Raw genomic sequence first — 24,382 nt, 5'->3', positions numbered from 1 at the left:
TGTAGGAGATTTTAAAGAAAGAGCTGACTCAAATGGAGGAGGAATAGTAGTTGGTGGAGAAAATTATGGTCAAGGTTCTAGTAGAGAGCACGCTGCTATAGTTCCTCTTTATTTAGGTGTAAAGGCAGTTATCGCAAAATCGTTTGCTAGAATTCATGTGCAGAATTTGATAAACTTTGGAATACTCCCGCTTAGATTTGAAAAAAAGGAAGACTATGATTTAATAAATGAAAATGATGCACTTAAAATTGAAAATATGGATTTGAGCAAGATGCCGGAATATATAGAACTTATTGTAAACGGAACGAACAAAATAAAATTATTTATTGAAGGTAATGGCAAAGATTTTGAGGTACTAAAAGCTGGAGGAAAACTTTCGATGGTAAAGGAGGGCCTGAAAAATGCATAGAGTTACGCTTATTCCAGGCGATGGAATTGGACCAGAAATTATGAAGGCTATGATGAGATGTGTTGATTATGTCACATCTGATATAGAGTGGGATATAAGAGAGTATGATCCAGATGATTTAGAAAAAATATATGAAAGCCTAAATGACACTAAATTAGGTATAAAGGGGCCTACGACAACACCTATAGGAGAAGGTAGGCGTAGTATAAATGTTCATTTAAGACAAAAATATGATTTGTTCGCAAATATAAGACCGATAAAGACAATTAGATCTAGTGATAGAAATTTAGACATGGTTATTTTTAGAGAAAATACAGAAGGTTTGTATTTAGGAAGAGAAGAAGTATTAGAAGATGGAACAATAGTATCTTATAAAATAGTAACAGAAGAAAAATCTAGAAGAATTATAGAGGCAGCATTTGAGTATGCATTACTTCACAATAGAAAAAAAGTGACATTGGTTCACAAAGCAAATATACTAAAAAAAGGTGATGGTTTCTTTTTGAAAATGGGTCAAAAAATTGCTGAAAATTACCCGAGTATAGAATTTGAAGCGCTAATAGTTGACCATATGGCCATGGAACTAGTTATGAGACCAGAGCGATTTGATGTCATAGTAACAATGAATTTATATGGAGACATATTATCTGATTTATGTGCAGGATTAGTTGGAGGTCTTGGAATGCTTCCGGGAGTGAATAGAGGAAATGACTATACTCTTTTTGAAGCCGTTCATGGTAGCGCACCAGATATTGCGGGTAAGGGTCTAGCAAATCCTACAGCTGTTATTAGATCGTCAGTATTGTTACTAAAGCATATTGGACTTGAAGAAGAGGCGAAAAAAATAGAATGTGGTTTGGAGAAAATATATAAGGAAGGTAAAAAGTTAACTCCAGATTGTGGTGGAGAAGCAAGTACAATGGAATTTACAGAGGAATTAATATATATGATGAGGGGTGATTGATGTGAATGGATTTATTAGCAAAATGTCAGATATAGCAAAAAGTGTTCACGAAATATCATCGGAGCATTATAACACATATGATATAAAGCGAGGACTTAGAAATTCGGATGGTACAGGTGTTTTAGTGGGATTGACCCAAATAGGTGATGTAAGAGGATATGTATGGGAAAACGGAAGAAAAATTTCAAAAAAAGGAGAATTATTTTATAGGGAATACGAACTAAACACATTGATTGATAAATTAGAAAGCTGTGGAAATAGCAAATTCGAAGGAGCTACATTTTTACTTTTATTTGGAAGATTACCAGAAACAAATGAATTTGAAGAATTTCTCAGTTTGCTGAGCAAATATAGAACGCTTCCAGATGGATATACTGAGAATATGATATTAAAAATTCCGAGTAAAGATATAATGAATAAGCTTCAGAGAAGCACATTGGTATTGTATTCTCATGATGAAAATCCTGAGGAGCTATCTTTAGAGAATGTTTTAAAACAAAGTTTATCATTAGTGGCTAGATATCCAACTATAGCGGCGTATGGATATCAAGCTAAGAGACATTACTTTGATAATGACAGTTTATGGATTCATACTCCGCCAGAAAATAAAGGAGCGGCTGAGACTATTTTGCATCTAATAAGAGCTGATAAGAAGTATACAAAAATGGAAGCTGAAATATTAGATTTGAGTTTATTACTACATGCAGAACATGGTGGAGGTAACAATTCTACATTTGCAACTCATGTAGTATCATCTAGTGGAACAGATACGTATTCGGCTATGGCGGCAGCATTAGGTTGTTTAAAGGGAAGTAAGCATGGTGGAGCAAATTTAAAAGTAAAAAAAATGATGGATGATTTAAAGAGTAGCTGTGAAGATTATTCAGAAGAAAGTATAAGATGTTATTTGAAGGCGATACTTAGTAAAGAGGCATTTGATGGTAAGGGGCTTATATATGGTATGGGACATGCTGTTTATACTAAGACAGATCCGAGAGCCGAAATTTTAAAAAGAGAAGCTCAAAAACTGGCAATTGAAAAGAATTCAATTGATGAGTATAATCTTTATTTGGATGTGGAGCGAATAGCAAAAGAACTATTTAGAGAATTAAAAGGAGAGTCTTTTGATATAGCTGCAAATGTAGATTTTTATTCAGGATTTGTGTATGATAGGCTTGGAATACCAGAAGAACTTTACACTCCACTGTTTGCATGTGCTAGAATAGTGGGATGGTCTGCACATAGGATGGAACAATTAATGAGTGATACAAAAATTATAAGACCAGCATATCAATGGGTAAAATAATAAAAAACCTTCAATATCTAAACTAATAGTTAGATATTGAAGGTTTTTTATTATTCTACTACATGATGTATAAGTTCTTTTTGTAACTCAATAATAGTATCTAATTTTTGTATAATTCTTGATTCAAATTCTTTTTTTGAAAAAATATTTATGCATTCGTCTATAGAATTAATTTTATGAGTTGATGCAATAATTTTCATTTTTTCGATTTTCTGTGGAACTAAGAATTGACAGTGTAAATCTGAAGATTTGCACAAGTCGTCTATAGACGTCGATATTTCATTTAGTTCATCGCTGTATTTATGATTTAGACGTTTTGACTCCTCTTTTATAAATAATTTTCTATCAGCTATGCGTTTTTTACAAATTGTATCGTAAAATTTATTACTCCATCTGTGAGCGATACCCCAATTTGCTAATACGATTAGCACATAAATTATAGCTAGAGCACCGTTAAAGAATGAAGATAAAAATACTTCTTCTAAAAAAGTTTGCATTGTGTCAGATAATTTTGATGCTAATAAATTCAATATTAATTGTGGTAAATTTAAATTTTTTAAAACTAGAAATAAAATATAAGCTACGATAAGATATAATATATAGGGGATGAGTTTTAGATAATGAGGTTGACGACTGTATTTAGATGGTAATTCAACTTTTAGCAGTTTGTTTTTTTTAGATGATAGTTCTTGAATCTGTTTTGAAATCAAAAGATTTTTATCTAGAATTTTTATGAGTTCAGAATTCATACGAAAACCCTCCTTTTTAATAAGACATAGATATAATACCCCAAAAAATAATAATAAACTCAAACTTCGCATCCCAAATAACCATATATATTTATTCAAGTGCAAAGTTTGAGTAATAAATAGAAAATATGGAAAAGAGGTATTAAAATGAATCAAGTACCAGTAAAAAAAATAGCAGCAATACATGATTTATCAGGGTTTGGCCGAGCGGCATTGTCTTCAATTATACCCATAATATCAACTATGGGTATACAGGTTTGCTCAGTTCCTACAGCTATACTTTCAACTCATACGGGAGATTTTGAAGGATATACTTTCATAGATTTGACAGACCATATGACTAGTTACTTAAATCATTGGCATGAATTAAATTTATGGTTTGACTGTGTATATACGGGCTTTTTAGGATCGGTAAATCAAATAGATATAATAACGAATTACATAAGGGCATTTGAAAAAAAACCACTTGTTGTAATAGATCCTGTTATGGCGGATGATGGAGAGCTATATTCAACTATGGATGTGAACATGGTAAATGCTATGAGGGATTTTATATCATTGGCTGATGTGATTACACCAAATTTTACAGAAGCGGCTTTGCTTTTAGGGAAAAAAACTGAAAAAGAAATATTATCAGATGATGAACTGAAAAACTGGTTGATTGAACTGTCAAATTTGGGTCCAGAAACAGTTATAATAACTAGTGTTCCTCATGATAAAAGAACAAAAAAGACATATGTTGTGGCATATAATAAAAAAGACAATAGGTTCTGGAGAGTTGATTGCGTTTATATACCTACGCAATATCCAGGTACGGGTGATGCGTTTACTAGCGTATTGGTTGGTAGTTTATTGCAAGGAGACAGTCTTCCAATGGCACTAGATCGAAGTGTTCAATTTGTTACGTCGGCTATAAGAGCTAGCTATGGATACGATTATCCAAATAGAGAGGGTGTCTTGGTTGAAAAAGTGTTAGATACATTAAAACTTCCTGTAATGTTAAATAGTTATGAGCTGTTTTAAAATATATTTGATTCTGTATAAAGTACATTCATATTTGTTATAATATATCTATGGGAGAAGGAGGTCTTGATATGGAGTTTTTTGATAGAATACATGAAAATCCAGTAATTGCAGCAGTTAATCATATGGACCATCTTGAAGAAGCAATAGAATCGCCTAGTGAGATGATCTTTTTACTGACTGGAGATATTTTTAATATAAAAGATGCAGTTGGCAAAATTCAAAATGCCAAGAAAATGGTTTTTGTTCATGTAGATTTACTAGAAGGTTTTTCTAAAGATGCAGTTGCATTAGAGTATATTGCAAAAAAAATAAAACCAGATGGCATTATAACTACTAAAACCCAATTGGCTAGAAAAGCTATGGAACTAGGATTGTTTACTATTCAGAGATTTTTTATATTAGATTCGCTTTCACTAAAACGTGGAATTGAGTCTATGAAATCTTTCAAGGCAAATGCAATTGAAATATTACCAGGAATAAATGACAAGATAACGAAAAAAATTGTTAAAGAGACAAGTCAGCCCGTTATAACAGGAGGGCTAATAATGGATAAAGAAGATGTTATACACAGTTTGCAAGCTGGAGCGATAGGAATATCGACTACTAAAAAAACACTGTGGTATGAGTAAATAGTTGAGAAGGGAAGTATAGAATTAATGAGAAAATACGAAGCAGTTATATTTGATTTAGATGGAACATTAGTTGACTCTATGTGGGTGTGGGATGCAATAGATATAGAATTTTTAGATGAAAGAGGATTTAAAGTTCCAGAAGATTTACAAGATGCAATAGAAGGAATGAGTTTTACAGAGACAGCACAATATTTTAAAGAAAGATTCGAACTAAAAGAGGAAATAGATTCAATAAAAGATGTATGGAACGATATGGCTAGGCATTTTTATAGAGATAAGGTTAAACTTAAGCAAGGTGCGAGAGAATATTTAGAAAAACTTAAGAAGCAAGGAGTGAAACTTGCTGTAGGAACTAGTAATTCTAGAGAGTTAGCTTTAGCAACGCTTGAAGGAAATAGTGTTTTGCATTTTTTTGATATTATAATGACTTCTTGTGAAGTAGATAGAGGCAAGCCTTACCCAGATATATTCTTAGGTGTGGCTAAAAAACTTCAAATAAAGTCGGACAAGTGTCTTGTGCACGAGGACACTTTGGCGGGAGTAAAAGCTGGTGTAGGTGCTGGCATGGACGTAATAGGAATATATGACTCTGGATCGCATGAAAAGCAGGATGAGATTGAAAAATTGACTTTGGAAATTGTAAAAAATTACAATAAATTTATAGATTAACTACTTGATTTATATATGTATATGAGATATTCTGTAAGTGTAGAAGAAACACTTTCAGAATATTTTTATATGTGGGGGGATTTTGATGAAAAAAATCTTAGTTACTGGAGCATTAGGTCAAGTAGGTTCAGAGCTAGTAATGAAAATGAGAAATATTTATGGTCAAGATAATGTTATAGCCACTGATTTAAAATTCAAGGAATGTGAAGCTGCAACAGCAGGTCCTTTTGAAACATTAGATGTTACAGATGGTAAGGCAATGTCTGAATTAGTTTCAAAGTACAAAGCAGATACTATTATTCACTTAGCAGCACTATTGTCAGCAACAGCAGAAAAGGATCCATCACTTGCATGGAATATAAATATGGGTGGACTTAAAAATGTATTGGATATTGGTAAAGAACAAGGATGTTCGATATTTACACCTAGTTCTATAGCTGCATTTGGACCACTTACTCCAGCAGATTTAACGCCACAAGATACTATTCAAAGACCTAGCACTATATACGGAGTGACTAAGGTTGCAGGAGAAGTATTGAGTGATTATTACCACAAAAAATTTGGAGTTGACGCTAGAGGGGTTCGATTCCCAGGACTTATATCGTATGAAACACTTCCAGGCGGAGGAACTACAGATTATGCTGTACACATTTACTACGAGGCGCTAAAAAATAAAAAGTTCTCGTGTCCACTAAAAAAAGGAACATTTATGGATATGATGTATATGCCAGATGCATTAGATGCTGTGGTAAATCTTATGGAAGCAGATGGAAGCAAATTGATTCATAGAAATGCATTTAATATAACAGCTATGAGCTTTGATCCAGAAGAAATTGCACAATCTATTAAGAAATATATGCCAGAATTTGAAATGACTTACGATTTAAATCCAACACTTCAAGGGATAGCTGATTCATGGCCTAATTCAATAGATGATACTGCAGCTAGAAATGAATGGGGCTGGAGTCCTAAATACGATTTAGATAAGATGACTCAAGATATGTTTGCTAAATTGAAAATAAAATTTGAAAAATAAATATTTTGTTTATAACTACGATTAAAAACTTTTAAAAAGTCAATAATCGTAGTTTTTTTGTCCAAAATGACGAAAATAATGAATTTTTATTTATAAAAACTTTATAAATGATTGATAATAAAAAATAAAAACTCGCTATAAACGGAATGTATGTTTGATATTCTTATATATTATTTGCTATAATAGGAGATACGAAATAAAGTTAGAGGTGACTAATGTGGCAAGGAAAACAAATTATGGAAATGAAAGCATTGTTTCACTTAAAGGAGCAGACCGTGTAAGAAAGAGGCCTTCAGTTATATTTGGATCAGATGGTCTCGAAGGTTGCCAGCATTCTTTTTTTGAAATACTATCGAATGCTATAGACGAAGCGAGAGAAGGTTTTGGACAAAAAATAGAGATTATAAGACATAAAGATCACTCTATAACTGTGAAAGATTGGGCTAGTGGAATACCTGTAGATTACAATGCCAAAGAAGAGCGATATAACTGGGAATTGGTATTTTGTGAGCTTTATGCAGGAGGAAAGTACAAAAATAATGATGGTAGCCATTATGAATTTAGTTTAGGATTAAATGGATTAGGTTCTTGCGCTACTCAATACAGTTCTGAATATATGGACGTAGAAGTGGTCAGAGATGGATATATTTACAATCTGCATTTTGAAAAAGGTGAAAATGTAGGTGGACTTAAAAAGAGAGAGAATAAGGAAAATATACATTCTGGAAGTACTATAAAATGGAGACCCGATTTGGATGTATTTACAGAAAATGAAATACCACTAGAATATTTTCAAGATGTACTTAAGAGACAGGCAATAGTTAATGCAGGTCTAAAATTCATATTGGATGATGAGATTAATGATGAGAGTTTTGAATACTATTATGAAAATGGTATAAAAGATTATCTTGAAGAATTAAATGATGATAAGGATTTTGTATCGACACAGTATTTTGAAAATGAAGGCGAAGGACAGGATCGTTCTGACAAGCCTAAATATAGGGTGAAGGCGCAAATTGCATTTTCATTCAATAACGAAGTAAATCTCTTAGAATACTATCACAACTCAAGCTATTTAGAATATGGTGGAGCACCTGATAAAGCGGTCAAGAGTTCGTTTGTAAGTGCTATAGATCAATATATAAAAAAAGAAAATAAATATACTAAGAATGAGAAAAAAATAGGTTTTGTCGATATTCAAGATAGTTTGATACTTGTAATAAATTCATTTTCAACTATGACAAGCTACGAAAACCAAACGAAGAAAGCTATTACAAATAAATTTATACAAAAGTTTCTTACAGATTTTATAAAACATGAGTTAGAAATTTATTTCATAGAAAACAAAATAGAAGCGGATAGAATAGCAGACCAAATTTTAGCAAACAAGAGAAGCCGAGAGAAAGCCGAAAAGACTAGATTAAGTATTCGCAAGAAACTTACGGGAAAAGTTGATTTGAATAACAGAGTTAAAAAGTTTATCAATTGTAGGACAAAAGACATAGCTAAGAGAGAGCTATATATAGTTGAGGGTGATTCAGCACTTGGTGCTTGTAAATTAGCTAGAGATTCAGAGTTTCAAGGACTTATGCCTATTAGAGGAAAAATATTAAATTGCCTTAAGGCAGATTATGACAAAATATTTAAAAGCGATATAATTATAGATTTGCTAAAAGTAATGGGATGTGGAGTTGAAATTACTAGTAAGCACAATAAAGAATTGTCTACATTTGATTTAAATGCACTTAAGTGGGACAAAATAATAATTTGTACCGATGCAGATGTAGATGGCTTTCAGATCAGAACACTAATACTCACTATGCTGTATAGGCTGGTTCCTAGTCTTATAGATGAGGGGAAAGTTTATATAGTAGAATCTCCACTTTATGAGATTACTACAAAGAAAAAGACACATTTTGCATATTCCGATAGAGAAAAGAATCAGATAGTGGAAAAACTAAATGGTAAATATAAAGTTCAGCGATCAAAAGGACTTGGAGAAAATGAGCCCGATATGATGTGGGAGACAACGATGAATCCTGTATCTAGAAAACTGATACAAGTATTGCCTGAGGAAGTAGTAGAAACTCAAGAAATGTTCGATATACTACTTGGAGAAAATTTAAGTGGACGAAAAGGATTTATAGAAGAACATGGAGAAAGATATTTAGATTTATTAGATATAAGTTAAGGGGAGAGTCTAAGTGAGTGCAAAAAATATAATTAAACAAAATATAACAGAGACTCTAGAAACGAATTATATGCCTTATGCTATGAGTGTTATCGTTTCAAGAGCCATCCCAGAAATAGACGGTTTTAAACCATCACATAGAAAACTACTTTATTCGATGTACAAAATGAAATTACTTACAGCTCAAAAAACGAAATCAGCAAATGTTGTAGGTCAAACAATGAAACTTAATCCACATGGAGATCAGGCGATATATGCTACATTGGTGAGATTGACTAGAGGGCACGATGCATTACTTCATCCATTTATAGATTCAAAGGGGAATTTTGGAAAGCACACATCGCGCGATATGGCATATGCAGCTTCGAGATACACAGAAGTAAAATTAGCGCCTATATGTGAAGAAATATTTAAAGATATAGAAAAAAATGTGGTAAATTTTGTGGACAATTACGATGGGCAGCTAAAGGAACCGGAGCTGTTGCCGACAACGTATCCTAATATACTAGTAAGTGCTAATAAAGGAATAGCTGTTGGTATGGCCAGTAATATAGCTAGTTTCAATCTAGGTGAGGTTTGCGACGCAACTTCGGCTATTATAGATGATGAAGGTGCAGATATTACAGAACTCATCAAAGCTCCTGATTTTACAACTGGTGGCTATTTGATTTACAATCAAAGAGAGATGAAGAAAATCTATGAAAATGGAAATGGAAGCGTCAAACTTCGAGCAAAATACAACTATGATAGAGCGAATAATTGTATAGAAATATACGAAATACCGTATACTACAAATGTTGAGAGCATAATAGAGAAAATTATAGCTTTAATAAAAATAAATAAAATAAAAGAAATATCAGACTTGAGAGATGAAACAGATCTTAAAGGACTAAAAATTGCTATAGACTTAAAACGTGGAGTAGATTACAAGAAATTGATGATGAAATTGTACAAGATGACACCTCTTGAAGATACATTTTCTTGTAATTTTAACTTGCTCATTGATGGTAGACCGAAAGTGCTAGGTGTTCGAGACATAATTAGAGAATGGGTAAAATTTAGAACAGAATGCATCAAAAGACAATTGAGTTACGATATTGAAAAAATGACTGATAAATTGCATTTACTCAAAGGTCTTGAAAAAGTGTTGTTAGATATAGACAAGACCATAAAGATAATAAGAGAAACAGAAGAGGACTCTATGGTAGTTCCTAATTTAATGAGTAATTTTGATATAGATGATTTACAAGCGAATTTTGTTGCAGATATTAAGTTAAGACACTTAAATAGAGAATATATACTTGGAAAAACTAAGGAAATTGGTGATTTAGAAGAAAAAATTGAAAAATTATCAAAACTTAGAGAGAGCGATAAAAAAATCAAAAATGAAATAAAGAAAGATTTGAAGAGAATAAAGAAAAATTACGCAGTTGATAGGAAAACTGATTTATTGTACGAAGAAGAGGTCGTAGAATATAAAGAAGAGCACTTTATAGAAAATTATGAAGTAAGAATTTTTGTTACAGAACATAATTACTTGAAAAAGATTTCGCACAAATCACTTAGAGGTAATGATGAGCATAAACTAAAAGAAGATGACAATATAATGTGTGAATTCGATGCTCAAAATACAGATGAACTACTGCTGTTTTCAAATAAAAATAATCTCTATAAATTCAAAATCCATGATTTAGAGGACCATAAAGCTAGTGTTTTAGGAAGCTATATACCAAATCTAGGTGAGTTGGAAGAAGGAGAGGAAATCGTACATGCGGTGGCTACAAATGATTACAAAGGTCATATGCTATTCGTTTTTGAAAACGGAAAGGTTGCAAAAGTGCCATTAACTAGTTATCAAACTAAGAATAATAGAAAAAAATTGATAAAGGCCTATGCAGATGAATCTGTTCTAAAAGGGATATTCTTTATAGACAAACCAAAATATTTATTGCTTAAGAGACATTATCCAAAGAATGACGAAAATAACTTACTAGCAGTGTCAACAGAAATCATATCAGAAAAAGTTACTAAAAGCACTAAGGGAATTCAAGTACTCAGACTTAAGAAAAATAGCTATTTGAGCGAAACTAAATGTATAGATGAAGAGCAACTTGAGATGTATAAAGACTATATAAGCAAAAAAATTCCCATGGCTGGTAGAACGTTAGAGCCTACAGCTAAACAGATACAATTTATCTAAAAAAAACCCGTTAAGTATTTTCAGACTTAGCGGGTTTTTGATTTATTTTGAAAATAACTTGCCGATAGTTGAATCTTTTAGGGCTAAAGCTCCTACTGGACATATCTCTTGACAGCAGCAACAGCGAATACATATATTGTGATTTATTATAACTTTATCAGATAGAGTCATTGCTTTTGCGGGACATTGATCAATACATTTTTTACATTTTATACAAGATGTATGATCAACTGTCATTTTTTGATCTACAAAACTTGCAATAAGCTTTTGAATCAGAGCATTATTTGTGAATTTTAAATTCTTCAATTTAGGCATTTCGAAAGATTCTAGCCTAGATTCTTCAGGCATTGAGCCTAGGATTTTTATATTTGATAAATTTATAGAATCATGCAAACCCATTTTTTCAGCAGCTCTAAACATAGGAAATACATTAGGATTTTTGTTTACAATTTCCAAAACAACTCGATCTAATGAAAGTGAATTTTTAGATGCGAGAATTACATTTGGTTCTATTTTATACCCATTGGTTGGACCATTTCCGGCCATAGCCCATATACCATCTAATAGATGAAGTTTAGCATTTGAAGCTAGAGCAATTTCTATTAATAATTGGGCAAATATGTCTAAATCTCTTCCGGTATGATAGTGCCACTGTGTTTTTCTATGCCCAGTAACACATCCAAACAAATTTTTAGTACAAAGAGTAACACCCATTTGAGCATGCGATTTTAATTTTGCCGCATTTATGAGATGGTCAACTTCAAATATTTCACTTGCTAATTTTATTTGCTTGAAGTGAAAATTTTGAGAGCTATTATTGCTGAATTTTGGAGTTACAGCTCCGGTGAAATCTATAAATTTAGCATTGTATGGTGATAATAGTTCCAAAAGTCCAAGTTTTTTTGCCACATCAGATCCCTTCATTACTGCAGGACTATCTCCAATTTGAATTTTAGCGCCGCGCTCATAAAGAAGTTCGGCTAACGCTTTTATGAAAAGAGGGTGGGTATTTACACAAGATTCAGCTGGTCTTGCAGTTACAAAATTTGGCTTTATAAGTACAGTATCTCCGTGTGATATTCCTTCATATCCATTAACTAACACTATAGATTCGTTTATTTTTTCTTTTAGATTTTTTTCGTATGATGAATGTTTGAGTAAACTAACTGAATTCATGAAAATCCTCCTAAAATAGTTATTTAAAAATATTATAACATGAAAAGCAACATGTTTACCCATTAAAACTGATGGTTTTGAGGGGACTTCATAGGATGTAGTGGCTTAACTAAGGGTATAAGTGGGATTCTCGAAACAAAATAATAAAAGCGTATTTTGTGGGTATAAAATAGCGTAAGAGCATATTCGGTATTTCCAAATTACCATTTATTATGATATATTAAAGGTAAGTGCAATTTGTAATTGCCTTATAGGGTATGAAAGGGGTGAAGAGATGAAACTATTGACATGTAGTGGAGTTGATTCAACAAAAAAATTCAGAGAAGAGTACGATTTAAAGATTGTACCACTTAAAATCACAATAGATGGAAATGAGTATATAGATGATGAAAATTTAGATACAGATAATTTGCTAAAGCTCATGAAAGAAAGTCAAAATGCGCCGCAAACAGCTTGTCCATCACCAAATGATTTTATAGAAAAATTTACAGAAGGTGTCACTAATTTGGTAATAACAATATCATCTAAATTAAGTGGAACTTACAATAGTGCAATAATGGCTAAAGAGATTTATGAAGCTGAGCACGAAGATACTAGTGTAGAAATTATAGATTCACTTAGCGCAAGTGCTGGAGGAGTTCCTATTGTGATGAAAGCCCAGGAACTTTATAATGCAGGTCTTAGAGATGGAGAACTTGTAAAAGAGATAAACAAATTTGTTGGGACAATGAAAACGTTTTTTGTTATAGATTCTCTAGAAAACTTGGCGAAAGCTGGAAGGATGAGCCTAGTTGTAGAAAAAATAGCAAGTCTTTTGGATATAAAACCCGTAATGCAGGGCGATGAGGGTGAAATAAAATTGCTTAAAAAAGCAAGAGGGCATAAAAGAGCTATGAGAACGCTTATTGATGAAATCGGAAAAACTGGAATAGATTTTGAAAATAGGGTACTGAGTATAAGTCACAGTCATAGTGCGGAAAAAGCTCATAAATTTAAAGAGGCTGTTGAAGAAAAATACAAGTTTAAAGAAATAATAGTAAATGATACACTTGGTTTGTCAACAGTATATACTGGTGGCGGCGGTATAGTTATTTCTTTCTAAAATATTTATAGGGGGTATTATATATGGCAGATGTTATTGATTACAAAATTTATGGAGATGATATGCAATTAGTAGAGATTGAATTAGATCCTAAAGAGGGCGTTAGAGCAGAAGCTGGTGCCATGACCTATATGGAAGATGGAATCAAAATGCAGACAACTACTGGTGGTGGATTATTTTCAGGATTTAAAAGAATGTTTACTGGTGAAAGCTTTTTTATAACTACATTTTTACATGAAGGCCAGGGAAAAAGCCATGTTGGATTTGCAGCCCCCTATCCAGGGAAGATTATTCCGCTTGATTTAGCTAGATTTGGTGGGGAGTTTTTATGTCAGAAGGATTCATTTTTGTGTGCAGCTAATGGTGTCGAAATAGAGGTTGCAATTACCAAGAAACTTGGTGCAGGATTCTTTGGCGGCGAAGGATTCATATTGCAAAAATTAACTGGCGATGGATTGGCATTTATTCACGCTGGTGGTACTATGATAGAGAAAAATTTAGCACATGGAGAGAGACTTAGAATAGATACTGGCTGTCTTGTTGGATTTGAATCTTCTGTAAATTATGATGTTGAATTTGTTGGAGGATTTAAAAATGCACTTTTTGGTAAAGAGGGATTATTTCTTGCAACATTGACAGGTCCGGGTAAAGTTTATCTTCAAAGTATGCCGCTTTCTAAGATGGCAGAAAGAATGTATGCTGCTATGGGTAGCAATCAAGGACAATCAAATACAGGGAACTCTACAGTTTCAGGGATTGCAGGTGGTATTCTAGGTGGACTGTTGTCCGACGATTAGTACTTGACTGAGGGTTTTTATGTGGTATAATTAAAGAAAATATTAAAGCAATGAATGAGATTAGTAGCTTGAAATGAGCGTATAGAGAGCCAATGGTGCTGGAAATTTGGTCGTGTAGTTTCGAGGGAATGGACTCATGAGTGAGAACTGAAATTTTAGTAGGGGATACGGTTGCTCCCGTTATAGAGCTAGATGATCGGCATTTGCCTGTTGTTGAAAGAGGAATTCTTAGGAGTTCATTTAGAGGTGGTACCGCGATTAGTCGCCCTCTATGCTTTATGCATAGAGGGCTTTTTATATTTATTGCTTTAGACAATAAAAAGGAGAGAAGAAAATGGAAAAATCAAGAATAGTTAGTGGCATCAAGCCATCAGGAGAATTGACACTTGGAAATTATGTTGGAGCTATAAGAAATTGGGTTGATTTTCAAGATACATATGATTGCTTTTATTTTATAGCAGACTTACATGCTATAACAGTACAACAGATACCAAAAGATTTGAGAAGAAACACATTGGAAATATTGGCTTTATATATGGCTTGTGGCTTAGATCCAGAGAAAGTTACTATATTTATCCAATCTCACATAAGTGCGCATGCTGAAGTTGCGTGGATATTAGATACTATGGCTCAAATGGGAGAGCTAAATCGTATGACACAATTTAAAGATAAGGCAAAAAAAGGAGAAGCCGGCTTAAATGCAGGTCTTTACACATATCCAGTGCTTATGGCTGGAGATATATTACTTTATCAAGCAGATGAAGTACCTGTAGGAGAAGACCAAAAGCAACATGTTGAGCTCACTAGAACATTGGCACAGCGTTTTAATCACAGATACAGTGATACATTTAAAATGCCAGAGCCATTTATTCCAAAGCAAGGTGCTCGTATAATGAGTCTTCAAGATCCAACTAAAAAAATGAGTAAATCATCAGATAATGAAAATGGTTATATATTGTTAAAAGACGATGCGGCTACTATAAGAAGAAAGGTAAAAAGAGCAGTTACCGATTCTGTAGGAATAGTGGCTTATAATGATGACCAATTGGCTATAAAGAATCTTTTGACAATATTCTCTGTTATGACTGGAGAAAAAATAGAAGATATAGTGAAGCGCTATGAAGGAAAGGGTTATGGTGATTTTAAAGCAGATCTAGCAGAGGCAATAGTAGCTCATTTGCATCCGATACAGACTAAATTCAAAGAATTAATGGATGACAAAGCGTATTTGGAAGAAGTATATGCAGACGGTGCGGCAAAAGCATCGAAAATAGCGTATAAAACACTAAGTAAAGTTTATAAAAAAGTGGGTCTTGTTCCTAGAAAATTTTAGTTAGCAGTTGATATTTAGCATTTGATAGTTAGCAGTTGATATTTAGCATTTGATAGCTAGCAGTTAGTAGTTGATGCTTAGCAATTAGTAATTAGTATTTAGTATCTAATAATTAGCATTTAGCAGTTATTAGTTAGTAGTTGATGGTTAGTAACTGGGCAGGTAATTCACTTGTAGATTAGTTAATAGCTTTCGTTAACAATTATATTAACGTCACACAATAAAATATGCAAATATATTGATTTGAAAAATACTATTGACAAATTTGCAAATTCAGATATAATGATAAATAATTGAATGATTGAAAGTAGGCTATACCTACTTGATTAAAGGCTGAGAAAAAGAGGAGTAAATAAATATCCAATACAGAGAATAGAATCCACCGGCTGAGAGATTCTTAGAGGCAATGTTTGTTGAAGGTAGCTTTGGAGCTTTCAAACTGAAATAGCAGTAGGTTTGAACGGGGCAACTCGTTAAGATTTTGAGTGTCAAGCGTATGCTTGAAATAAAGGTGGTACCGCGGAATAAAGCTTTCGTCCTTTTGTTAGGATGAAAGCTTTTTTTATTGCTCAAAACTTTCAAATAGAGAGTGAAGGGATGTGACACTTTGAAAACTTTAGGAGTACTCTTAGCTTTAGTAGGCTTTTTGGTAGTCTTTGGTTCAGATTATTATGCAAGCAAGAAAGATATGGATATGAATTTGAGAATACGTATAAAAAGTATAGGTCTTGTAAGCGTAATGATTGGAGTGTATTTAGCTGTAGTAAAAGGTTAATATTTTAAGGAGGTAGTACAATGGCAAAAGAACTTTCGAAAACATATGATCCGAAAGATTTTGAGGACAGACTATACAAATTTTGGGAAGAAAGTGGATATTTTAAGGCAGACGTAAATAAGGAAAAAGAACCTTACACAATAATGATGCCGCCACCAAATGTAACGGGAAAGCTTCACATGGGACATGCTATAAACAACACTATTCAAGATGCTTTGATTAGATGGAAGAGAATGCAAGGATATGAAGCACTTTGGTTACCTGGAACTGATCATGCAAGTATTTCTACAGAGGCAAAAGTTGTTGAAAAAATTAAGAGCGAAGGCAAATCGAAAGAAATGCTTGGCAGAGATGGTTTCTTAGAAGAAGCTTGGGATTGGACAGAAAAATACGGTGGAAACATTAGAAAGCAATTGAGAACACTTGGTGTTTCTTGTGACTGGTCTAAGGACAGATTTACATTAGATGAAGGATTGAGCGAAGCTGTAGAAGAGGTATTTATCAGATTGAATGATAAAGGGCTAATCTACAGAGGAGACAGAATCGTTAACTGGTGTCCTAATTGTAAAACTGCTATTTCTGATGCAGAGGTTGACCATAGAGAAGAAGCAGGACATTTCTGGCATATAAAATATCCATACAAAGATGGAGATGGCTATGTAGTTATAGCTACTACTCGTCCAGAGACATTGCTTGGAGATACGGCAGTAGCTGTTCACCCTGATGATGAAAGATATACAGATTTAGTAGGTAAAAAACTTATATTACCACTAGTTGGAAGAGAAATACCTGTAGTAGCAGACACTTATGTTGATAAAGAGTTCGGTACAGGTTGTGTTAAGATAACACCAGCACATGACCCTAATGACTTCGAAGTAGGAAATCGTCATGACTTAGAGAGAATAAAAGTTATGAATGACGATGCTACTATCAATGAGCATGGTGGCAAATATGAAGGCATGGATAGATACGAAGCTAGAAAAGCAATGGTTGCTGATTTAGAAGCAGAGGGATTGTTGATAGAAATTGAAGATCACTCACATAATGTAGGACATTGTGAAAGATGTAAAACTACAGTTGAGCCTATTATTTCAAAGCAATGGTTTGTTAAAATGGAGCCATTAGCAAAACCAGCTATCGAAGCATACAAGAGTGGTGAATTAAAATTTGTTCCAGAGAGATTGGGAAAAGTTTACTTGAACTGGCTTGAAAATATCAGAGATTGGTGTATATCTCGTCAATTATGGTGGGGTCATAGACTTCCTGTTTACTATTGTGATGATTGTGGTGAAGTTATAATCAATAGAACTAAGCCAGAAACGTGTACGAAGTGTAATAGTACAAACTTAAGACAAGATCCAGATACATTAGACACTTGGTTCTCATCTGCACTTTGGCCATTTTCAACATTGGGTTGGCCAAATGAAACACCAGAACTTGATTACTTCTATCCTACAAACGTTTTAGTTACAGGATATGATATTGTATTCTTCTGGGTAGTTAGAATGGTATTTTCTGCATTAGAGCAGATGGATCAAATTCCATTTGAGCATGTATTCTTTACAGGTCTTGTAAGAGACTCGGAAGGAAGAAAGATGAGTAAATCGTTAGGAAACGGTATAGATCCACTTGACGTAATCGAAAAATACGGTGCTGATGCGCTTAGATTTACACTTGTAACAGGTAATTCACCAGGAAATGATATGAGATTCTATGAAGAAAGAGTAGAGGCTAATAGAAACTTTGCTAACAAACTTTGGAATGCATCTAGATTTGTACTCATGAATTTGGATGGAGATTTAATTTCAGAAGAGCAAGCTAGAGCTAATTTCCAACTAGAAGACAAGTGGATACTTTCTAGAATCAATACAGTTACGAAAGCTGTTACTGAGAATTTAGATAAATTTGAGATTGGTTTAGCAGCTCAAAGAATCTACGACTTTGCTTGGAATGAATACTGTGACTGGTACATCGAGATGGTTAAACCTCGTCTATATGGTGATGACAAAGATGCTAAAGCGACAGCTACATGGACATTGGTTACAGTTCTTAAGGATATATTGTCATTGTTACATCCACTTATGCCATATATCACAGAAGAAATTTGGCAACATATGCCAGATGTAGAAACAAGCTTAATTGTTTCAAATTGGCCAGAATTTAAAGAGTCATGGGATAATCAAGAAGTAGAGCAACACATGGAAGTTATAATGGAAGCTATAAAGAGTATAAGAAATATAAGAGCTGAAATGAACGTAATTCCATCTAAAAAAGCTAAAGTTATATTAGTTAGTGAAGAAGAATCTGTAAGAAATTATTTAGAGACAAATGCAGGATTTTTTGTTACACTAGCATCAGCTTCAGAAGTTGAAGTCAAATCTGATAAAACTGATATTCCGGAAGATGCTATGTCAGCAGTAGTAACTGGAGTTGAAATTTTCTTGCCACTTGATGAGTTAGTTGACTTTGAAAAAGAGTTAGATAGACTTGAAAAAGAGAAGAAAAAATTAGACGGCGAGCTTAAAAGAGTTAGAGGAAAACTTTCTAACCAAGGTTTTGTTGGAAAAGCTCCAGAAGCAGTTGTAGAAGCAGAAAAAGAAAAAGAGCGCAACTATGCTGAGATGATGGATAAAGTAGTAGAGAGATTAGAACAAATTAAAGCCAAAATGGCATAAAATAGACGAGTCCTGTTTTTCAGGACTCGTTTCGTTGTTATAGGGATTTGTTATCAAAGCTTATTATCAAAGTTAAGTTAAAAAGTTAAGCTGAAAAAAATTAAGTTAAATTAAAAACTTTTTATTTGCATGGAGAATTGATATAATAGAAGAAATGCTTTTGATTATAAGTGTTTTAGAGACAAAAGGAAGGGAGGAGGGAATACATGAATTATGAAGAGGCAATAGATTTTATACATAGTTCGTATAAATTTGGAAGTAAATTAGGACTTGATAATATAAGAGAACTATTAAAGCGATTGGGCAATCCTCAAAGTAAGCTTGATATAATTCACATAGCAGGGACTAATGGAAAGGGTTCAACGGCATCATTTGTCAATCAGATATTGATAGAAGCAGGTTATAAAGTCGGTCTTTTTACATCCCCATATCTAGAATATTTTAATGAGAGAATTAGAGTTGATAATATATTAATTGATGAAGATGATTTGATAAGAGGAGTATTAAAAATAAAAAATGCAATAGATAAAATGGTGGAAGATGGTCATAATCATCCTACAGAATTTGAAATAGTTACTGCTCTTGGCTTTTTGCATTTTTTAGATAAAAAAGTTGATATAGTAGTACTTGAAGTGGGCTTAGGTGGGCGATTTGATGCTACAAATGTAATAGAAGAGTCTATGGCATCTGTGATTACATCCATATCGAAAGACCACACACATATATTAGGAAATACTCTTGAAGAGATTGCTTTTGAAAAATCAGGTATTATAAAAGAAAATGGTCATGTATATGTATATCCTCAAAAAATACAGGCTGAAAAAGTTATAGAAAATATATCTGCTAAAAGAGGCGCTGTTTTTAAAACTTATGATATTTCTCAGGTGAAAAATATAAAATTTACTGAAAAGGGATCTGTTTTTGATATAGAAATTGAAGAGCTGATATACAAAAATCTTGAAATTAAAATGCTGGGACGTCATCAGGTGTACAACTCTACACTAGCAGTTATGATGTTAGATGATTTGAATAGAAGAGGTTTGGTCAATATTGAAGAAAAGCATTATCGATTGGGTCTTCTAAATACTAGGTGGAATGGACGTCTTGAAATTATAAGTGAAAATCCACTTATATTGATAGATGGGGCTCACAATGAAGATGGAGCTAGAGCGCTTAGTGAAGCCTTGAGTGAATATTATAAATCAAAGAAGAAAATACTATGTATTGGAGTTTTAAAGGATAAAGATTTGGATGTTATACTTGAATATGTACTGCCTCATTTTGATGAAGTTGTAGTTACTGAACCTTGTAATCCTAGGGCACTTGGTTTTAGAGAGCTAGAAGAAAAGATAAAGGAAAGAGGTAAAAGTGTTATAGCAATAAAAGAATTAGATGAAGCTATAGAAACAACTCTTAAGAAGAAAGAAGGCTATGATTTATTTGTATTTTCTGGTTCACTGTATTTAATTGGAGAAATAAGGAAATATATAGGAAAAAAATAGTTTTAAAAGAATTAAAATGATAAAATTGGGTAAACTATAAGTAATAGATTAGAAAAGGTGGTTGAAGGGATGAAAGTTTTAATTGCAGATGATGCTGCATTTATGAGAATGATGATAAGAAATATATTAGAGGAAAATGGCATTGAAGTTATTGGGGAGGCTTCAAATGGAAAAGAAGCAGTTGAAAGGTATAAGGAACTATCACCAGATTTGGTAACTATGGATATAACTATGCCTGTTAAGAATGGAATAGATGCTATAAAAGATATACGAGCATTTGATTCTAAAGCTAAGATTTTGGCATGTTCTGCTATGGGGCAAGAATCTATGGTTATAGAAGCTATAAAAGGAGGAGCGCAAGGGTTTATAGTTAAACCGTTTCAAGCGGATAAACTTATATTAGAACTAACTAAGTTGTATGAGAAGTAAAAATTGTATTTGGAAATGGTAATATAGGAACATAAAAAGAGCACACTGTAGAATTATTTTTTGGTGTGCTCTTTGCCAATTTTAAATTAAATTTGATCTTTGTTTTCTGTAAGCAATCTAAAAAGTTCTTTGTAGATATATTCTGGATTTGATTTCCAATTGTTGCATATATACTTGGCTTGCTCTTTAGATGGAACATTTAAAGACAAATTGAACAAAGTCAGGTCGTTTTCTATAACCTTTAAATTAACAATAAATTCAAAATCGTTCTTTTGATAATACTTGCCTATGACCTGCTTTTCTTTAATTTTTTCTTTCTTTGTTATCTCGTATTTTGAGTTGATGTCATCTACTATATGAGATGGAATTCTCTTGATAAAAAATCTTAGAGTTTCCTTTCCTATTGGAGTTAAAGCGTAATACTCATTTCCATCTTCAATTTTTATATCAATCATAGAGGCATCAATCATTTCGCCTAGATATTGTTGAACGAAAAAATAATTCATAAAATCACTTTCTAAAACAAATTGAGTAATTTCTGAGTTTGTAATTCTGAAATCTACTTTGTCAATAATATAGAGAAGTGTGAGTTTATGTCTTGCGATTTGATCAGATTCTTCGAAAAACATATAAAACCCCTTTCTTTCTTGGAAATATATGTATCTATAAAACTACTTTGCATTTCCAATCTAATACCTATAATTATACTGCATAAAAAAAATTTGTCAAAGTTAAGAATTATAAATTATAATTTATACATTTTTTTTATGGTATTGCAAGAAGTGTTAAAATATAATGTAATGAGAGAAAATATCTAGTAAATATAAATGGGAGTGGTAATATGAAAAAATTAGCAACATGGGCGAGCATCGTTTTGGTTGGCGCTCTAATGATGACTGGATGTAGTGCGAACGGAAATGAAAATGTTAAAGATGCAAATGCGGCAAATGAAAGTCAAGTAGCAGTAAATGAGAACAGTGAAAACGTAGAAGAAATGCCTGAAAAGGCAGAAGAAACTTCAAAAGAAATTTCATCGGAGACTAATGAAAAGTCAAATGTAGAAACAGCTGAAATAGAGAAGGAATTGAGTACGGAAGAGAAGATAGCAAACATAAATTTGTCCAAAAAGCCAAATGAATTGGGTAAAATTATGGTGCTTATGTATCACAATATTGGAGAAAAAGAAGATGTATGGGTTCGAACACCAGACAATTTCAGACAAGATTTAGAAAGATTATACAACGAAGGCTATAGACCTATAAGATTGAGTGATTATGTAAATAATGAAATTGATGTTGAAGCTGGTTATACACCTATAGTTATAACATTTGATGATGGAAATCAAAATAATTTTAACATAATTGGTGAAAAAGATGGCATACCGGAAATAGACCCAAATTGTGCGGTTGGAATCATGGACGCGTTTAATAAAGAACATCCAGATTTTAATGGAACTGCCGATTTCTTTCTTTTTGGAACTAATCCATTTGGACAGGAAGAATATGTTGAGTACAAGTTAAACTATCTTGTTGAAAATGGATACGATGTCGGGAATCATACAATGAGCCATGTAGATTTTAAAAGCTCTAAATATCAAAATGCAGAAGCTATACAAAAGGCATTAGCTGTTCAGGTGCAGAGATTAGAAAATGAGATTAAAGATGAAAGTTATAGAGTTAATACACTTGCACTTCCATATGGTCATAGACCAAAGACAGATGCGTTGCAAAAGTTTTTGGCTAAGGGAAGCTATGATGGAACAGAATATGAGAATGTGGCAGTATTAAATGTAGGCTGGGATCCGTATTATTCTCCAGTTGATAAAAGATTTGACCAAACTACAATTCATAGAATTAGAGCTGGAGTTATAGAAGTCGACAATGTTGGGATATTAGATTGGTTAGAGTCGTTTGAAAAGCACCCAACTAGAAAATATATAAGTGATGGAGAAAAAGATATAATAACAATTCCAGCTAGATTAAAAGAACAATTAGATGAAAGTAAAATAAATGGAAAGGCTGTAAACGTTTATGATGAAAACTAGCAGATTTATAATTGCGCTATTTTGCTCAGTGGTTTTGATTTTGTCAATGTCACCTTCTTCATTAGCAACTGAAGAAGGTGTGATAGTAGACTCAGAGCAAGATGGATTTGTAGATGAAATAGAAGTCGGTGATGACTATTTTGTTGATTATGATATAGAGCATGCTCGGGGCAAGGTCATAAAAATAGTTGATGAAGATGTAGAGTATGTAGAAGCTATGGGAAACTCTAAAATTACTACTCAATATATAAAAGTTGAGATAGATAGAGGAAGATTTAAAGGTCAATCACTACTTGTTAACAATATAGTAGATGAAACATATCTTTACAATATAATTGTCTCAGAAGGACAAGATGTAATGGTTGATATTGAAATTACAAAAGATGGTGAGTTTATAAAGGGATATATAACTGAAATAGCTAGGGATAAGTACATCTATTACCTTATAGGCGCTTTTATTTTGGTACTCGTTGGAATCGGTGGAATGAAGGGTTTTAAGACTCTTTTAACACTTAGTTTTACTGTCTTTTGTATACTTAAGATATTTCTACCAAGAGTATTAGCTGGGGAAAATCCTATAATGTTGTCTATAGCATTATCCATAATAGTGACACTAGTTACTATATTTGTTGTGAGTGGTTTTAATAAGAAATCATTAGCCGCTATAATTGGAACAATAGGAGGAGTTTTATTAGCAGGGCTTATAACATTGATTGTTGGAGTTGCTGGTAATTTGACTGGTCTTGGAAATGACGAAGCTCAAATGTTAATGGTTATACCACAGGCAACTAAGTTTAACTTCCAAGGGCTTTTATTTGCAGGAATTATATTAGGAGCACTTGGAGCTGTTATGGATGTGTGTATGTCAATAGCGTCGTCAATGACAGAGATAAGAGATGCAGACCCGTCAATTTCATATGTAAGATTATTTAAATCAGCAATGAATGTTGGAAAAGATATGATGGGAACTATGTCGAATACATTGATATTGGCTTATACGGGAAGTAGTATGTATATGATGCTATTGTTTATGGCTCATGAGATATCTTGGGAAAGTATTTCAAATAAAGACTTGATAGTATCGGAAGTACTTAGAGCATTAGCGGGAAGTATAGGTCTTATACTTTCAATACCAGTTACTGCACTAGCGTTTATTATTTTGCATAAAAAAGCCGAACAGAAAAAAGAAACATCTGATGAGGTAGGTGAAATGAGTGATGAAGCTTCCAATTAATTTTACCTTGATAGGAATAGTCATGATGATGGTTGTTCTTGTAAGTATGCAATTCACACTAAATAAAATATTAGTAGAATTGAAAAAAATTAGCAGACAATTAAAAGAAAGGCCCTAGATAATTGACATAAAG

At 32.9% G+C, this 24,382-nt stretch carries 21 protein-coding genes and 2 other annotated features; of the genes, 18 read left to right on the top strand and 3 right to left on the bottom strand.

The window, feature by feature from the left end; translation table 11 throughout:
* The 3 genes from N4A40_07625 to N4A40_07615 form a co-directional block, all read left to right on the top strand.
* On the top strand, nt 1-409 hold a 409-nt coding region (locus tag N4A40_07625; GenBank protein MCT4661717.1), incomplete at its 5' end, for an aconitate hydratase.
* Nucleotides 402-1,373, top strand: a complete 972-nt coding sequence (locus N4A40_07620; protein ID MCT4661716.1) for an isocitrate/isopropylmalate dehydrogenase family protein — start codon at nt 402-404, stop codon at nt 1,371-1,373. The genes N4A40_07625 and N4A40_07620, both read left to right, overlap by 8 nt.
* 1 nt (nt 1,374) lies before the next feature.
* Nucleotides 1,375-2,679, top strand: coding sequence for a citrate synthase (locus N4A40_07615; GenBank protein MCT4661715.1), 1,305 nt, complete (start codon nt 1,375-1,377; stop codon nt 2,677-2,679).
* Between the two features lie 50 nt (nt 2,680-2,729).
* Here N4A40_07615 and N4A40_07610 read toward each other — a convergent pair whose 3' ends face one another.
* Nucleotides 2,730-3,428: a hypothetical protein gene (locus tag N4A40_07610; GenBank protein ID MCT4661714.1), complete on the bottom strand. Its 699-nt coding sequence runs from the start codon at nt 3,426-3,428 to the stop codon at nt 2,730-2,732.
* 147 nt (nt 3,429-3,575) lie between these two features.
* On the opposite strand from N4A40_07610, the gene N4A40_07605 reads away from it, so the two are divergent.
* From N4A40_07605 to N4A40_07580, 6 genes are all read left to right on the top strand, one after another.
* On the top strand, nt 3,576-4,451 hold the full coding sequence (locus N4A40_07605) for a pyridoxamine kinase (GenBank protein ID MCT4661713.1): 876 nt from the start codon (nt 3,576-3,578) through the stop codon (nt 4,449-4,451).
* A gap of 71 nt (nt 4,452-4,522) precedes the next feature.
* The gene (locus tag N4A40_07600) at nt 4,523-5,083 is read left to right on the top strand and encodes a glycerol-3-phosphate responsive antiterminator (GenBank protein MCT4661712.1); all 561 of its coding nucleotides are present in this window, start codon (nt 4,523-4,525) and stop codon (nt 5,081-5,083) included.
* A 27-nt stretch (nt 5,084-5,110) separates the two neighbouring features.
* Nucleotides 5,111-5,755 (top strand): HAD family phosphatase, encoded by a 645-nt coding sequence (locus tag N4A40_07595; GenBank protein MCT4661711.1) that lies wholly within the window; start codon nt 5,111-5,113, stop codon nt 5,753-5,755.
* Between the two features lie 85 nt (nt 5,756-5,840).
* A complete protein-coding gene (locus tag N4A40_07590; GenBank protein MCT4661710.1) occupies nt 5,841-6,791 on the top strand; it encodes an L-threonine 3-dehydrogenase in 951 nt (316 codons plus the stop codon).
* 217 nt (nt 6,792-7,008) lie between these two features.
* Nucleotides 7,009-8,982, top strand: coding sequence for a toprim domain-containing protein (locus N4A40_07585; protein MCT4661709.1), 1,974 nt, complete (start codon nt 7,009-7,011; stop codon nt 8,980-8,982).
* Nucleotides 8,983-8,995: 13 nt separating this feature from the next.
* Entirely contained in the window at nt 8,996-11,182 is a 2,187-nt protein-coding gene (locus N4A40_07580) for a DNA topoisomerase (ATP-hydrolyzing) subunit A (protein MCT4661708.1), read from the top strand.
* Nucleotides 11,183-11,224: 42 nt separating this feature from the next.
* Here N4A40_07580 and N4A40_07575 read toward each other — a convergent pair whose 3' ends face one another.
* Nucleotides 11,225-12,358 carry a DUF362 domain-containing protein gene (locus N4A40_07575; GenBank protein ID MCT4661707.1) on the bottom strand — a complete coding sequence of 378 codons (1,134 nt, stop codon included), beginning with the start codon at nt 12,356-12,358 and terminating at the stop codon, nt 11,225-11,227.
* A gap of 274 nt (nt 12,359-12,632) precedes the next feature.
* Between N4A40_07575 and N4A40_07570 the strand changes: the two genes are divergently transcribed.
* The 7 genes from N4A40_07570 to N4A40_07540 all read left to right on the top strand — a co-directional run bounded on the left by N4A40_07570 (nt 12,633) and on the right by N4A40_07540 (nt 20,971).
* Nucleotides 12,633-13,460, top strand: coding sequence for a DegV family protein (locus tag N4A40_07570; protein ID MCT4661706.1), 828 nt, complete (start codon nt 12,633-12,635; stop codon nt 13,458-13,460).
* A gap of 23 nt (nt 13,461-13,483) precedes the next feature.
* Nucleotides 13,484-14,257, top strand: coding sequence for a TIGR00266 family protein (locus tag N4A40_07565; GenBank protein MCT4661705.1), 774 nt, complete (start codon nt 13,484-13,486; stop codon nt 14,255-14,257).
* 41 nt (nt 14,258-14,298) lie between these two features.
* Nucleotides 14,299-14,530: a binding site (T-box leader), on the top strand.
* Nucleotides 14,531-14,591: 61 nt separating this feature from the next.
* Entirely contained in the window at nt 14,592-15,590 is a 999-nt protein-coding gene (gene trpS, locus N4A40_07560) for a tryptophan--tRNA ligase (GenBank protein MCT4661704.1), read from the top strand.
* 326 nt (nt 15,591-15,916) lie between these two features.
* Nucleotides 15,917-16,134 (top strand) — a binding site (T-box leader).
* A 63-nt stretch (nt 16,135-16,197) separates the two neighbouring features.
* On the top strand, nt 16,198-16,365 hold the full coding sequence (locus N4A40_07555; GenBank protein MCT4661703.1) for a hypothetical protein: 168 nt from the start codon (nt 16,198-16,200) through the stop codon (nt 16,363-16,365).
* A 20-nt stretch (nt 16,366-16,385) separates the two neighbouring features.
* Nucleotides 16,386-19,040 carry a valine--tRNA ligase gene (locus N4A40_07550; GenBank protein ID MCT4661702.1) on the top strand — a complete coding sequence of 885 codons (2,655 nt, stop codon included), beginning with the start codon at nt 16,386-16,388 and terminating at the stop codon, nt 19,038-19,040.
* Between the two features lie 206 nt (nt 19,041-19,246).
* A complete protein-coding gene (locus N4A40_07545; GenBank protein ID MCT4661701.1) occupies nt 19,247-20,542 on the top strand; it encodes a bifunctional folylpolyglutamate synthase/dihydrofolate synthase in 1,296 nt (431 codons plus the stop codon).
* A gap of 69 nt (nt 20,543-20,611) precedes the next feature.
* Nucleotides 20,612-20,971, top strand: a complete 360-nt coding sequence (locus tag N4A40_07540) for a response regulator (protein ID MCT4661700.1) — start codon at nt 20,612-20,614, stop codon at nt 20,969-20,971.
* 86 nt (nt 20,972-21,057) lie between these two features.
* On the opposite strand, the gene N4A40_07535 is transcribed toward N4A40_07540, so the two are convergent.
* The gene (locus N4A40_07535; protein MCT4661699.1) at nt 21,058-21,600 is read right to left on the bottom strand and encodes a DUF4364 family protein; all 543 of its coding nucleotides are present in this window, start codon (nt 21,598-21,600) and stop codon (nt 21,058-21,060) included.
* Nucleotides 21,601-21,812: 212 nt separating this feature from the next.
* Here N4A40_07535 and N4A40_07530 point away from each other — a divergent pair, with 212 nt between their 5' ends.
* Both N4A40_07530 and N4A40_07525 read left to right on the top strand, forming a co-directional pair.
* Nucleotides 21,813-23,015 carry a polysaccharide deacetylase family protein gene (locus N4A40_07530; protein MCT4661698.1) on the top strand — a complete coding sequence of 401 codons (1,203 nt, stop codon included), beginning with the start codon at nt 21,813-21,815 and terminating at the stop codon, nt 23,013-23,015.
* Nucleotides 23,005-24,249, top strand: coding sequence for a YibE/F family protein (locus N4A40_07525; protein MCT4661697.1), 1,245 nt, complete (start codon nt 23,005-23,007; stop codon nt 24,247-24,249). Before N4A40_07530 ends, N4A40_07525 begins: the two co-directional genes overlap by 11 nt.
* The last annotated feature ends 133 nt before the right edge of the window (nt 24,250-24,382 follow it).

The organism is Tissierellales bacterium (genome assembly GCA_025210965.1).
Lineage (GTDB): Bacteria > Bacillota > Clostridia > Tissierellales > JAOAQY01 > JAOAQY01.
The sequence above is the reverse complement of the archived record's forward strand: the minus strand, read 5'-3'. Positions and strand labels throughout refer to the sequence as shown.